Below are 12,551 nucleotides of genomic sequence, written 5' to 3'. Positions count from 1 at the left end.
CCCAACGGGCCCGCGGGCGCAGGGAGGCCCGCCCGCCACGCGCGGGCCGGGCCGGGACCGGTCACGCGGGGCAGGCTCGCGTCGACGGGGCGTCGAGCTTGTCCAGGTACCCGATCAGCGACTTCTGCACGCACGACGACCGGATCGCGGCACCGTCGCCGATCCCGGCCCACGTGACGGCGGAGGGCTGCGCCCCGACGACGGTGAGCTGCCCCGTCAGGGTGTCGAGCGCGGTGCGGGCGGTGAGCGGGTCGGCGGCGGAGGTGGCGACGACCGACTTCACCCCGAGGTCGGTGAGCTTCGGGGGTGCGGCCATCGTCGGCCACGCGGCGCAGGTACCGAGGTCGAGGGCGGTGGCCGCGCCGAGCCGGAACTCCGGGCCCCACTTCCGGGCGGACGCGAGGATCTGGTCGGGGGAGGCCTTGGTGACGGCGTCCGAGCACCGCCCGACGAACTGGCCGTCGGTGCCGAGGGCCTCGTCGGCCGTGCGGAGCAGGGCCCGTAGCGGCGCGGCGTCGCCGGACCGGGCGCCCTGCAGGGCGGTCGCGAGCCGGGTGATGCGCGCGTCCCGGTCGCCGGGGCCGATGCCGAGGGTGACCACCACGGCCCGTCGGATGTCGGAGTCCGTGAACGAGCCCAACCGCCCCGTGGCCGCGTCGTCGATGATCCCGCGCACGGCGCCGGCGGGGTCGGTGCCGAGGGCGCACGAGGGGCCGCACTGCGCGGCGAAGGCGTCGACGGTGGCGGACGTGCCGCGCGCGGCGTCCTCGGCGCGCTGGAGCTCGGTGCCGCCGTAGCGGACGGGGGAGTCGAGGACGAGGCGCGCGACCTGCTTCGGGTGCTCGGCCGCGTACGCGAGGGCGGTGGTGGAGCCGTCGCCGACGGCGAGCAGGCCCAGGGCGGGAACGTTCCAGGTGGTGCGGAGCTTCTCGAGATCGTCGGCCGCGGCGGGCGCGGTGAAGTCGGAGATCGCGTCGGCGTACGCGTCGCCGCACGTCGTGGCGGCCTTCTGCGCGGACTCGCCGACCTTCGCCACCCGCGTCTCGAGGCTCTGCCCCGCCGCGCCGCCGCTGCGGAGAACGGCCTGATCGGCGGCGGTGCGGCAGGTGAGCGCGCCCGACGTGCCGATTCCCCTGCGCTCGACGGTGACCACGGGCCGGGCCGCCAGCACGGGGCTGTCGGCGGAGGCGAGGGTCGCCAGGGCGCGCTGGCCGGTGAACTCCGTCCCGCCCACCAGCACGAGCGGTGCGGCGGTGTCGGGGGTGCCCGGCACTGTCGCCCGCGTGACGGAGAGCTTCAGGGGCGCCTCCGCCTGGCCGACGCCGACGGTGAGTGTCGCGCACTCCAGGGTGGCGTTCGCCGCGGGCGGGGTGCCGTACCGCGCGGCGATCCGGCTCGTGCAGTCCTGCCAGGCGAGCGGATCCTTCGCGGATGCCTTCCACTCCGGGCCCTGAGGCGTGGTGTTCGCGGAGGCCGACGGGGCGCCGCCGCCCTTCCCGAAGTCCGTGACGTAGTCGGGGGTCGGCGCCGGGACCGGTGCGCACGCGGAGACGGCGACGATGGCGCCGACGGCGATCCCGGCGGCGGCGAGGGCTCGGGTGCGCGCGGAGGGCATGCCGTTCACAGTAACCAGATCGCTGAGCCCGGGGCGTCAGCGCGCCCAGCGCGTGTAGAGGTAGCCCTCGTCGTCGCCGAGGACCGGGCCGCGTCGCCAGTGGTCGAGCGGAAGGTCGGGTCCCCGGACGATCCGCGCGCCGTCGCCGCCCGCGAGCACGGGCGCGACGGTCAAGCACAGCTCGTCCACGAGGCCCGCGGCGAGCAGCGCGCCGAGGACCCCCGGGCCGCCCTCCGCGAGCACCCGGCGGTGGCCGCGCGCGTACAGATCGTCGAGCACGGCACGCAGGTCGACGGATTCGCCGTGGCCCGAGTAGACGATCGGTTCCGCGCCGCCCGCCGGATACAGGCGATCGGTGCGCGGCATGCTCCCGCGCGTCACGATCGCCAGCGCGGGGTGCGCGGGCGTGCCGTAGTCCTCGTCGCGCACCGTCGCCGCGCCCACGAGGACGACGTCGGCGGCGGCGCGGAGTGCCCCGAACACCCGACGGTCGCCGTCGCCGCCCAGCCCGCCCGACCTGCCCGCCGCGGTGGACGATCCGTCGAGCGAGCTGATCATGTTGGCGCGCACGTACGGTCGGCCCTCCGCGAGCGGGTGCGCGTAGGCCAGGGCGAGGGCGGCGTCGTCCGCGGGTAGTGAGTCGATCACGTCACGACCGTAGCGCGGGATTTTTCGACCGCGCCGACCAGCGGATATGATCACGACTCATGACGCTGCATCTCGTGGATCGCAACCCGACGGTGACGCCGGAGCAGATGGTGGAGCAGCTCGTTCCGCCGGAGATGTTCAGCGAGGTCAGCTTCGACAGTTACATCCCGGACCCGAACGAGCCCACCCAGGCCGCCGCGGTCCAGACGGGTCGCGCCTTCGTCGCGGACGTCGTCAAGCTCACCAAGCAGCGGAACAAGAAGGGCCTGTTCGGCCGGAAGAGCACGCCGCCGCACGGCGTGGGCCTCTACCTCGACGGCGGCTTCGGCGTCGGCAAGACACACCTCCTGGCGTCGATCTTCCACAGCGTCCCGTCGCCGAAGTCCTTCGGCACGTTCGTCGAGTACACCCACCTCGTGGGGGCGCTCGGCTTCAACCAGTGCGTCGAGTACCTGGCGAACCACAGCGTGATCTGCATCGACGAGTTCGAGCTCGACGATCCGGGCGACACGATGGTGATGTCGCGGCTGCTCACCGAGCTGGCCGCGCGCGGGGTGTCGATCGTCGCCACGTCGAACACCCTGCCCGGTCAGCTGGGCGAGGGCCGATTCGCCGCGCAGGACTTCCTCCGCGAGATCAACAAGCTCAGCTCGGTGTTCCAGTCCGTGCGCGTCGACGGTCCCGACTACCGCCACCGCGATCTGCCGCCCGCGCCGGACCCGCTCACCGACGAGGAGCTCGTCGCGGTCGCCGAGTCCGACCCCACGGCCACCCTCGACGACTTCGACGCGCTGTCCGAGCACCTGTCCAAGCTGCACCCGTCGCGGTACAAGCAGCTGGTCGAGGGGATCTCCAAGGTCTGCATCCGCGGGGTGCATCCGGCCGACAACCAGACCGTCGCGCTGCGCATCGTCGTGCTCGCGGACCGGCTCTACGACGCCGGGATCCCGGTGCTCGTCTCGGGCGCGAAACTCGACGAGATCTTCACCCCGGAGATGCTCGCCGGCGGCTACCGCAAGAAGTACCTGCGCGCCACGTCGCGCCTGCTGGCGCTGTCGCGGTTCGCCTCCGCCGACGCGCGGTAGCCCGAAGCCGACGCGCGGTCGCTCGAACACACCAACACCCGCCCGGTGATGTGTGGGACCGGGCGGGTGCATGGGTGAGGGTGCCGGAGTGTGAGACGCGTCTCACTTCGCTGACACGTGCCACTGTACGGGAACGCTCTGCGCCGGGGAAGTCGGTTCGCACATTCCGACGGGCGGAAATGTGACTCCGCAACTGCGCGAGTGGTTCAGCGGGTGAACCGGGCGATCGCGTCCGTCGCCTCCTTGAGCTTGGCCGCGGTCTCCGCCTCGTCGCCCGAGCGGGCCGCGTCGACGACGCAGTGGCTCATGTGATCCTCGAGGAGGCCGAGCCCCACGGCCTGGAGCGCCTTGGTCATGGCGGAGACCTGCGTGAGGATGTCGATGCAGTACTTCTCCTCCTCGACCATCCGCTGCAGGCCCCGGGCCTGCCCCTCGATGCGGCGGAGCCGCTTGAGGTACTCGTCCTTGTCGGACATGTAGCCGTGGTGCGCGTGGCCGGCGTCGGTGGTCATGGGGATCAGTATCCCTTCTGGGGTCGGAAACTCCGCAGCCGCAGGCTGTTGCTGACCACGAAGACGGAGGACAGCGCCATCGCGGCGCCGGCGAGCATGGGATTGAGCAGCCCGGCCGCGGCCAGCGGGAGCGCCGCCACGTTGTAGGCGAAGGCCCAGAACAGGTTGGCCTTGATCGTGCTCAGCGTGCGGCGCGAGAGCTTGATCGCGTCGACGACGGTGCTCAGGTCGCCGCTGACCAGGGTGAGGTCGGCCGCCTCGATCGCGGCGTCGGTGCCCGTGCCCATGGCGATGCCCAGGTCGGCGGTCGCGAGGGCCGCAGCGTCGTTGACGCCGTCGCCGACCATCGCCACCGCACGGCCGTCGGCCTGGAGGTGGCGGACCGCGTCGACCTTCTGCGCCGGCAGCACGTCGGCGATCACCTCGTCGATGCCGACCTGTGCCGCGACGAACCGCGCCGCGTGCTCGTTGTCGCCCGTGAGCATGATCGGGCGCAGCCCCAGGTCGCGGAGCCGCGCGATCGCCTCACAGGACGTGGGCTTGACCTCGTCGGAGACCACGAGTACGCCGCGGGCGGCCCCGTCCCAACCGACCGCGATCGGGGTCTGCCCCCGGTGTTGGGCCTCGGCGAGCGCCGCCCGCAGCTCGTCGGGCAGGGGCATCGCCGCCTCGTCGAGCAGGCTCGGGCGCCCGACGGTGACGGCGCGCCCGCCGACGACCCCGCGCACGCCGAGCCCGGGCACGGCGGCGAAGTCGTCCACGGCGCCGACGGGCGCGGGGGCGGCCCGGACGACGGCGCGGGCGATCGGGTGTTCGGAGGCCGCCTCGAGCGCGGCGGCGACGGCGAGCACCTCGTCGTCGGTCTCGCCGGGGGGGACGTGCACGGCCTGCAGGGTCATGACGCCGGTGGTGACGGTCCCGGTCTTGTCGAGCACGACGGTGTCGACTGCGCGGGTGTGCTCCAGCGCCTCGGGGCCCTTGATGAGGATGCCGAGCTGGGCGCCGCGGCCCGTGCCGACGAGCAGGGCCGTCGGCGTGGCCAGGCCGAGGGCGCAGGGGCACGCGATGATGAGCACGGAGACGGCGGCCGTGAGCGCCATCGACGCGGGCTGCCCGGTCCCGAGCCAGAACCCCAGCGAGCCGACCGCGATCGCGATGACGATCGGCACGAAGACGCCGGAGATCCGGTCGGCGAGTCGCTGGGCCTTGGCCTTCCCCGCCTGCGCGTCCTCGACGAGACGACCGATCCGCGCGAGCCGGGTGTCCGCGCCGACGCGGGTGGCGCGTACCACGAGTCGGCCGCCGGCGTTGACCGTCGCGCCGGTCACCGGATCGCCGGCGCGCACCTCGACGGGCGTCGCCTCGCCGGTGAGCATCGAGGCGTCGACGGCGGACCGGCCGGCGACGACGATCCCGTCGGTCGCGACCTTCTCGCCCGGCCGCACGACGAACTCGTCGCCCACCGTGAGCGCATCGATGGGGACCAGCGTCTCGACGCCGTCCCGGAGCACCGTCGCGTCCTTGGCGCCGAGCTCCAGCAGGGCGCGCAGCGCCGCCCCGGCCTGCCGCTTGCTCCTCGCCTCGAAGTAGCGCCCGGCCAGGATGAACGTGGTGACGCCGGCTGCCGCCTCCAGGTAGATGTTCGCGGTGCCGTCCATCCGCTCGATGGTGAACGTGAAGGGGTGCGTCATGCCGGTGACCCCGGCGGCGCCCCAGAACAGCGCGTAGATAGACCAGCCGAACGCGGCCAGGACGCCGATCGACACGAGCGTGTCCATGGTGGCGGTGCCGTGCTTGAGGTTGGCCCATGCGGCCCGGTGGAACGGGAGCGCGCCCCACACGACCACCGGCGAGGCCAGCGTCAGCGAGAGCCACTGCCAGTAGTCGAACTGCAGCGCGGGGACCATCGCCATGGCGATCACGGGGACGGTGAGCGCGACGCTGATTAGCAGGCGCCGGCGCAGCGCGTCGGTGGGCTCATGGGTGCGCCCGGCGGGTTCGTCCTCGGTGTCGCCGCCCGGGGGAGCCGGCAGGTGCGCGGCGTACCCCGCCTGCTCGACGGTGTCGATGAGGACGGCGGCATCGGTGCCGGCGGGCGCGAGCACGTGCGCCTTCTCCGTGGCGAAGTTGACCGTGGCGGTGACCCCGTCGAGCTTGTTCAGTTTGCGTTCGATGCGGTTCGCGCAGGACGCGCAGGTCATGCCCTCGATCGCGAGGTCGACCGCGGTCTCGGACGGTCGGGCCTCAGTGGCCACCGTGGCCTCCCTCCGCCGTCGACGGTGCGCCGGCGTGCGGCCCGGGCCCCTCGGCCGGCGGCCCGACGGCGGCTCCCACGGCGAACGCGGCGGCGAAGACGACGGCCAGGCCGGCCGCGAACGCGCCTATCGTCACCAGGGGATTCATCGTCTCGCCCGCCTTTCGCATCGGTACACCCTACTATACCCCCCTAGGGTACGAGCGACATGGTCGCGCGGGCGCCGGCGATGTAATGGTTGAAACGTCGAATGAGCCGGTCGCACGCTGAACGGCATGAACGAGAACGAGACGCAGATCCACGCCTGGGAGACCGAATCCCACCACCCGACCAGCGAGGGGGTCGTGATGTACCAGCGCTGCGCCTGCGGCGCGTGGCGGATCAAACTGGTCGGCCGGACCGCCGAGGTGCCCGTGTCGCGGCCCGAGATCACCGCCCGAGCGGGATGATCGACGCGTGCAGTTCGACCACGACAACATGACCGGAGTACGGCTCTCCGTCGACCTGGTGAATCTTCGGGCCGACGGCGAGTGGACCCAGGACGCTGTCGCCGCCGTGCTGCGCGACCACGAGATCCGCCGGATCGAGCTGGACGACGGCGCGGTGCGCGGCCTCCACGACTGGGCCGAGCTGCTGCGCCCGCCCTTCCTCACGACGACCGTCGACGAGCGGTGCGCCGCGGTGAACCGGCTCCTCGCGGACGGGACCGCGGGCATTTACCTCACCGCCCACGACGACTGGCGGCCGCACCTGCACTTCACCCCGGAGACCGAGTCCCTGCTGAGCCGCGTCAAGGCCGTCACCGCCGGCGGCCTCGCCGTCTTCACCACCGAGGCGGAGGGGGCGCGACTGGGCGCGTGCGCGCGCGAGGGCTGCCCGAAGGTGTTCGCCGACACCAGCCGTGGCGGTCGGCAGTCCTACTGCTCGCCGCGCTGCGCCAACACCGACGCGGTGCGCCGGCACCGTCGGGCCTAGCCGATCGCTAGATGGGCGAGATCGACCGCCGCTTCTGCGGCACCCGCGGCGGCCGGCGGCGCACCCGCCCCAGCGCCTCCGCGAGCATCGGCCGCGTGGCCGACGGGAGCACCACGTCGTCGATGCCGAAGCCGTCGGCCGCGAGCAGCGGGTCGACGTTCGCCTGGAACAGGGTGATGAGGTCGCCGCGCGCCTTCGCCGGGTCGGGCGCGGCCTCGTACTGCGAGCGGAAGGCGAGGTCGACGGCGCTCTCGATGGGGATCGCGCAGATCTCCGCGGTCGGCCAGGCGAGCGAGAGATCGGCCTCGATGCTGCGGCCGCCGCCCATCGCGATGTACGCGGCGCCGTAGGCCTTGCGGGTCACGATCACGAAGCGCGGCACCGTCGCCGCGGCCAGCTCGTAGCCGAGCCGCGCGCTGCGCCGCACCAGGTTCGTCTCCTCGGCGCCCGCGCCGACGAGGAAGCCCGGCAGGTCGATGAGGATCAGCAGCGGCAGCCCGAAGGTGTCGCACACCGCGATGAAGTGCGCCGCCTTCTCGCAGGCGTTGGCGTCGAGCGCGCCCGCGTGGAAGCGCGGCTGGTTCGCGACCACGCCCACCGCGCGGCCGTCGATCCGCGCGAGGGCGGTCACGATGTTCGGCGCGTGCAGCCGCTTGAGCTCGAAGACGGTGTCGATGTCGGCGATCGCCTCGATCACCTCCACCACGTCGTAGGCCTGGCGCATCGACGACGGGACCAGCGTGTCCAGTCCGTCGGCCGTGTCGCCGGGCTCGTGCGGGCCGGGCGCGACCAGTGGCTCGTCGGCCGCGGAGGCGGGGAGGTAGCTGAGGAAGGCGCGGATCGCGTCGACCGACTCCTGCTCGGTATCGGTGACCACGTCGACCACGCCGCGCTCCGCCTGGAGGTCGGCGCCGCCGATCTCGTCGTTGGTGAGGTTCTCGCCCGTCGCCGCCTGCACGAGCGGCGCCGAGGAGATGCCGATGGTGCCCATGCCCCGGACGATCGTGACGAAATCGCAGCACGCCGAGATGTTCGCGGGCGCACCGAATCCGGGGCCCATCATCGCGGCGACCAGCGGCACGTGGCCGGAGAGGTCGGCCAGGCGCAGCAGAAGCCGCGACCCCGGGGCGGCGAGGCGGGAGTCCAGGGCCTCCTGCATCCGGTGGCCACCGCCGTCCATGAGCATGATCAGCGGGATCCCGTCGAGCAGCGCGCGCTCGGCGCACCGGTCCAGCTTCGCCATGCCGGTGGCGCCGTTGCTGCCGCCGAGCACGGTGAAGTCGAACGCCGCGATCGCCGCCGGCCGGCCGTCGATGTACCCGACGCCGGTCACGACGCCGTCGCCCGGCGCGACGAGGGGAGCGGCGCCCTGCTGCGCGGGGCCCGGGCCGGCGAGCGCGCCGAACTCGTGGAATCCGCCGTTCGCGAGGAGTGCGACCCGCTCGCGGGCGGTCATCTTGCCGCGGGCGTGCTGCTTGGCCACCTTCTCGGCGCGCGCCTCGTCCGAGACCGCCCGGTAGGCGGCGCGCACGCGGTCGTTCAGGGCCTGTTCCGGCGTGGGTTCACTCACAGTCGGAAGCTAGCAGGTGTCCGCGCGACGGTGGACAGCCGGCCGTGTTCCGTCCATTCCCGCCGGTCCGGGAGTCGCGATCGTCAACCCGGCAGGGAGTCCCCGGGGAAGCTCATGCACGGGTACACCTCGCTGAGCATCATTCCCGCCTGCACGCACGGGTCCTCGGCGATGATCTCCTCGGCCCGGTCGGTGGGCACCGTCATGACCGCCATGCCGGCCATGGCGTCGTCGAGGATCGGGCAGAGGATCGCGATCACGCCGTCGGCCCGCAGCGACACCATGCGCCGCTGGTGTTCGAGCTCGATCGCGCCGGCGCCGGCCTGGTCGCGCCGCGGACCCCAGCGGAGGATCAGCAGGCTGAACGGCTGCGCGGTCCTCACGAGGTCCTGAATCTGTTCGTCCGTCACCGTCGTGCCCACGGTCGCTCCTGTGCTGGTCGGATGCCCCCGCCCTCACGCTACTGCGCGCGCCGCGCGCGACTCGTCCCTTTCCAACACGCGATGCGTCAGATGCTGTTGGCCGTAGGTCCACAGGTTGTTGGCCACCCAGTACAGCAGGATCGCGACCGGTAGCACCGGCCCGGCGACGATGCTGCCCACCGGCATCACCCACAGCAGGAGCTTGCGCATGACGTCGGCCTGCAGCGCGTTCCCCGGATCGGTGACCTGGTGGCTCAGTGAGAAGCGGGCGTTGACGTGCGTGGCGAGGCACGCGATGAGCATCAGCGGGATGGCGACGGCGGCGATCGAGGCGACGCTCGGCACGCCGCCGAACTGCGCGAACGAGGCGAGCACGGTGTCGGAGCTCGACATGGACACCGAGATGGGCGCCCCGAACAGGCGGGCACTGAGGAACGACTGGACGTCGTGCGCGGAGAAGAGGTAATTCGCGGTGGTCGCGTTCTGCTCCGGCGTGAGACCGAGCTGGCCGAGCCCGGTTCCGGTGCGGTTGAACGAGCGGAGCACGTGGTACAGGCCGAAGAAGACGGGGATCTGCACCAGCGCGGGGAGGCAGCCGACTAGCGGGCGTACCCCGTGCTCGCGCTGGAGCTTCTGCGTCTCCAGGGCCAGCTTCCGGTTGTCCTTCCCGTGGTTGCGGCGCAGCGCATCGAGCTGCGGGCGCAGCTTCTGCAGGCGGCGCCCGGTCCGCGCGGAGACGATGCCGGGCCACAGCAGCAGCGCGCGGACGGTGAAGACCAGGAAGATCACGGACAGTGCCCAGGCGAGGCCGCTGTCCGCGCCGAGGACCGCGCCGAAGACGCGGTGCCAGGCCCAGAGGACGGCGGAGATCGGGTAATAGACGACATCGAGCATGAGAAGAAGCACCTCACAGGCAGGTACGCGCGCGAGTGACCGCGACGCGCAGAGGAAGGGGATCTGCGTGTGCGGCGTGTGCCGGGAGGGAAGGGCTACGCCGCGGAGGCGGCGAAGCCGGGTGCTCGTGGTCGACGGGGCCGCCCGGCCCCGTTGGGCATGGAGCTGCGGCGATAGGCGCCGCGGAGTCGTTGGTCCGGTTCGCGTCCGGTTCTCGGGCCCGACGGGGCGCGCTCGTCCCGGCCCGCGGCCGCACGACAGAGCGCGGCGACAGCGATCGCGAGGGCGATGCCGACGAGGGCGGCGGCACCGTCGGACAGGGCGACGCCGGCGACGAACAGCGCGACCACCGCGATCCACGGCGCGGAGAGGTCGCCCCAGCGGGGGAGTCTCCTCAGCAGGTCGGCGGTCATGCCAGCCACAGTACGGGAGAAATGGCTGAAGCCCCGGCCGCGTACGCGGCCGGGGCTCCTTGAGCGGATGACGGGATTCGAACCCGCGACCCTCACCTTGGCAAGGTGATGCGCTACCAACTGCGCTACATCCGCGTGCCCATCGGGCGAGCAACAAGTTACACGAAGGTTGCGCCCGGGCGCGAATCGGCTGGTGGCGTCAGGCTTCCCGCGGCAGGAGCAGGACCTTGCCGACGGAGTCCTTCGATTCGAGGAGGGCCTGTCCCTGCTCGGCATCGGCGAGGGGCAGGCGCGCGGAGATCACCGGCGCGATGAGGCCGCGCTCGACGAACGGCCACTCGTCCGCCGCCACTGCGGCGACGATCTCCGCCTTGGATCCGGGCCCGGTCAGCGGCCGGTTCCGCACGTTGAGCCCGATGATGCGGGCCCGCTTGCCGATGAGCGCGCCGACGTTCACCTCGCCGGTGAAGCCGCCCTGCATCCCGATGATCACGAGGCGCCCGCCGACGCCCAGCGCGTCGATGTTCCGCGGGAGGTAGCTGCCGCCCATGATGTCGAGGATCACATCGACCTGGCCGGCGAGCTCGGCCGCGAAGTCGTGCTCGCGGTAGTTGATCACGATGTCGGCGCCGAGTTCCCGGCAGCGTTGCGCCTTGCCCTCCGAGCCGACCGTGACGGCCACCCGTGCACCGAGCGCCTTCGCCACCTGGATCGCGTGGGTGCCGATGCCGCTGCCGCCGCCGTGCACGAGCAGGAGATCGCCCGCCTGGAGGCCGGCGTCCATGACGATCGTGGACCACACGGTGCTCGCGACCTCCGGCAGTGCGGCCGCGTCGATGAGCGAGATGCCGGCGGGGACGGGCAGCAACTGCGCGGCCGGCACGACGGCGTACTCGGCGTAGCCGCCGCCGGCCATCAGTGCGCACACCTCGTCGCCCACGGCGGGGCCGTCGACCTCGGGGCCCAGCGCGACGACGGTGCCCGAGACCTCCATGCCCATGACGTCGGTGATGCCGGGCGGCGGCGGGTAGAGGCCCTGGCGCTGCATCAGGTCAGCGCGGTTGATCCCGGCGGCCTCGATGCGGACGAGGACCTCGCCGGCGGCCGGGACCGGGGTGGGGATCTCGTCGACGACGAGGTTCTTCTCGTCGTCGACGACGATCGCGCGCATGGTCGTGGGGGTGGAGGTCATGTCGGGAGCCTTTCGGTCGGGTGCGACGGTCAGCGGACGGAGATCGGGACGGGCATGTGCAGGGCCGCCTGTGCTCCAGTGTTCACGTCGAGCTGGACGGCGCGGATGGGGTTGAGCGAACGCAGGTCGTCGGACATCCGGCCCTCGCCGAGCGTGAGATCGAATCCGCGCGGAAACAGCGAGGTCCCGCTCGCGAGCACGTTCGTCTGGTTCAGCGTCGAGAACCAGGCTCCCTCGCGCCGCGTGTACGACGTGAGGGTCGAGACCTTCGCGCCGCTCGGGTGCCCCTTCTGTCGCGGGGTGCGGGCCGCGAAGGCGACGTCGACGCCACCGTCGGCGTTGGCGACCCGGGCCGAGGCGTTCTCGGCCGTGATGTCGACGTCGAGCTCGGTGACCCACTTGGGGAAGCCGTAGCCGTCGTGCCCGCGAACCTGCGCGATCTCGGTGTTGACGGGGAGCGAGAGGACGTAGGAGTGCAGGTGGTCGCCGCCGAGGGCGGACGCGAGATCCGCGATCCCCGGGCCGCCGTGGCGGGCAGGTCGGACCGCGACCCCGACGGCGGCCTCGGTGTAGAAGTCGATGTCGCACACGTCGTAGCGGAAGAAGACGACCGATGCGAGGCCCAGGCCGGGCGCGACCTCCAGCGGGGCCAGCTCCTCGGGGAGCCGGCGGCGGATGGCGCGGGTCGGGGCGAGCATGGTGAGGCGCGCGGAGGACATCGCGTAGTAGAAGTTCGGCGTGCGGGTGGCGCCGATGGGGGAGTCGACCCGCGTTTTGGGGAGCGTGCGGAAGAAGTCGACGCCCGGGACGCGCGGGTCGGCGGCGACCTCGTCGAGTGGGGTGTCCATCCGGTACCGGTCGTAGAGACCGTCTTTGGGGACGGTGACGGTGCGCCCGCCCAGGTCGACCTGGACGCCGTCGGTTGCTGCTGCGGTCATGTGAGCGATCCTCGCCTCGTTGATGTGTGCGGT

At 72.5% G+C, this 12,551-nt stretch carries 14 protein-coding genes and 1 tRNA gene; 3 read left to right on the top strand and 12 right to left on the bottom strand.

The genetic code is table 11. The features are described 5' to 3' along the window. Positions 1 to 61: 61 nt before the first annotated feature. Complete coding sequence (locus ACM9LD_RS09440) at positions 62 to 1,615, bottom strand: alpha/beta hydrolase (RefSeq protein ID WP_415676403.1); 1,554 nt, start codon at positions 1,613 to 1,615, stop codon at positions 62 to 64. Between the two features lie 36 nt (positions 1,616 to 1,651). Then, entirely contained in the window at positions 1,652 to 2,263 is a 612-nt protein-coding gene (locus ACM9LD_RS09435) for a dihydrofolate reductase family protein (protein ID WP_415676402.1), read from the bottom strand. Between the two features lie 59 nt (positions 2,264 to 2,322). Between ACM9LD_RS09435 and zapE the strand changes: the two genes are divergently transcribed. Then, positions 2,323 to 3,348 (top strand): cell division protein ZapE, encoded by a 1,026-nt coding sequence (gene zapE / locus ACM9LD_RS09430; protein WP_415676401.1) that lies wholly within the window; start codon positions 2,323 to 2,325, stop codon positions 3,346 to 3,348. A 206-nt stretch (positions 3,349 to 3,554) separates the two neighbouring features. Here the strand turns inward: zapE and ACM9LD_RS09425 are convergent, their stop codons facing one another. Genes ACM9LD_RS09425 through ACM9LD_RS09415 form a run of 3 tightly spaced genes read right to left on the bottom strand, consistent with a single transcriptional unit; the run spans position 3,555 to position 6,284 of the window. Beyond that, positions 3,555 to 3,860 carry a metal-sensitive transcriptional regulator gene (locus tag ACM9LD_RS09425; protein WP_304941267.1) on the bottom strand — a complete coding sequence of 102 codons (306 nt, stop codon included), beginning with the start codon at positions 3,858 to 3,860 and terminating at the stop codon, positions 3,555 to 3,557. Positions 3,861 to 3,865: 5 nt separating this feature from the next. Then, positions 3,866 to 6,061 (bottom strand): heavy metal translocating P-type ATPase, encoded by a 2,196-nt coding sequence (locus ACM9LD_RS09420; protein ID WP_415676504.1) that lies wholly within the window; start codon positions 6,059 to 6,061, stop codon positions 3,866 to 3,868. A gap of 43 nt (positions 6,062 to 6,104) precedes the next feature. Beyond that, the gene (locus tag ACM9LD_RS09415; RefSeq protein WP_415676400.1) at positions 6,105 to 6,284 is read right to left on the bottom strand and encodes a hypothetical protein; all 180 of its coding nucleotides are present in this window, start codon (positions 6,282 to 6,284) and stop codon (positions 6,105 to 6,107) included. A 105-nt stretch (positions 6,285 to 6,389) separates the two neighbouring features. Here ACM9LD_RS09415 and ACM9LD_RS09410 point away from each other — a divergent pair, with 105 nt between their 5' ends. Both ACM9LD_RS09410 and ACM9LD_RS09405 read left to right on the top strand, forming a co-directional pair. Then, positions 6,390 to 6,563, top strand: a complete 174-nt coding sequence (locus ACM9LD_RS09410; RefSeq protein ID WP_415676399.1) for a hypothetical protein — start codon at positions 6,390 to 6,392, stop codon at positions 6,561 to 6,563. Between the two features lie 7 nt (positions 6,564 to 6,570). Next, positions 6,571 to 7,089, top strand: a complete 519-nt coding sequence (locus tag ACM9LD_RS09405; protein WP_415676398.1) for a CGNR zinc finger domain-containing protein — start codon at positions 6,571 to 6,573, stop codon at positions 7,087 to 7,089. A 7-nt stretch (positions 7,090 to 7,096) separates the two neighbouring features. Here ACM9LD_RS09405 and ACM9LD_RS09400 read toward each other — a convergent pair whose 3' ends face one another. The 7 genes from ACM9LD_RS09400 to ACM9LD_RS09370 form a co-directional block, all read right to left on the bottom strand. Continuing rightward, a complete protein-coding gene (locus tag ACM9LD_RS09400; protein ID WP_415676397.1) occupies positions 7,097 to 8,659 on the bottom strand; it encodes an acyl-CoA carboxylase subunit beta in 1,563 nt (520 codons plus the stop codon). An 83-nt stretch (positions 8,660 to 8,742) separates the two neighbouring features. Beyond that, entirely contained in the window at positions 8,743 to 9,081 is a 339-nt protein-coding gene (locus ACM9LD_RS09395; protein WP_415676396.1) for a YciI family protein, read from the bottom strand. A gap of 33 nt (positions 9,082 to 9,114) precedes the next feature. After that, positions 9,115 to 9,975 carry a membrane protein insertase YidC gene (yidC, locus tag ACM9LD_RS09390; RefSeq protein WP_415676395.1) on the bottom strand — a complete coding sequence of 287 codons (861 nt, stop codon included), beginning with the start codon at positions 9,973 to 9,975 and terminating at the stop codon, positions 9,115 to 9,117. A 95-nt stretch (positions 9,976 to 10,070) separates the two neighbouring features. Then, positions 10,071 to 10,388 carry a DUF6412 domain-containing protein gene (locus ACM9LD_RS09385; protein ID WP_415676394.1) on the bottom strand — a complete coding sequence of 106 codons (318 nt, stop codon included), beginning with the start codon at positions 10,386 to 10,388 and terminating at the stop codon, positions 10,071 to 10,073. Between the two features lie 62 nt (positions 10,389 to 10,450). Continuing rightward, a tRNA-Gly gene (locus ACM9LD_RS09380) sits at positions 10,451 to 10,523 on the bottom strand. Between the two features lie 64 nt (positions 10,524 to 10,587). Continuing rightward, entirely contained in the window at positions 10,588 to 11,559 is a 972-nt protein-coding gene (locus tag ACM9LD_RS09375; RefSeq protein ID WP_415676503.1) for an NAD(P)H-quinone oxidoreductase, read from the bottom strand. Positions 11,560 to 11,609: 50 nt separating this feature from the next. Beyond that, positions 11,610 to 12,518, bottom strand: coding sequence for an acetoacetate decarboxylase family protein (locus tag ACM9LD_RS09370; protein ID WP_415676393.1), 909 nt, complete (start codon positions 12,516 to 12,518; stop codon positions 11,610 to 11,612). Positions 12,519 to 12,551: the final 33 nt, after the last annotated feature.

Origin of the sequence: Tsukamurella hominis, from assembly GCF_965137015.1 — a bacterium.
Lineage (GTDB): Bacteria > Actinomycetota > Actinomycetes > Mycobacteriales > Mycobacteriaceae > Tsukamurella > Tsukamurella hominis.
Note: the sequence above shows the minus strand (reverse complement) of the source record. Positions and strands in the feature narration are given on the sequence as shown.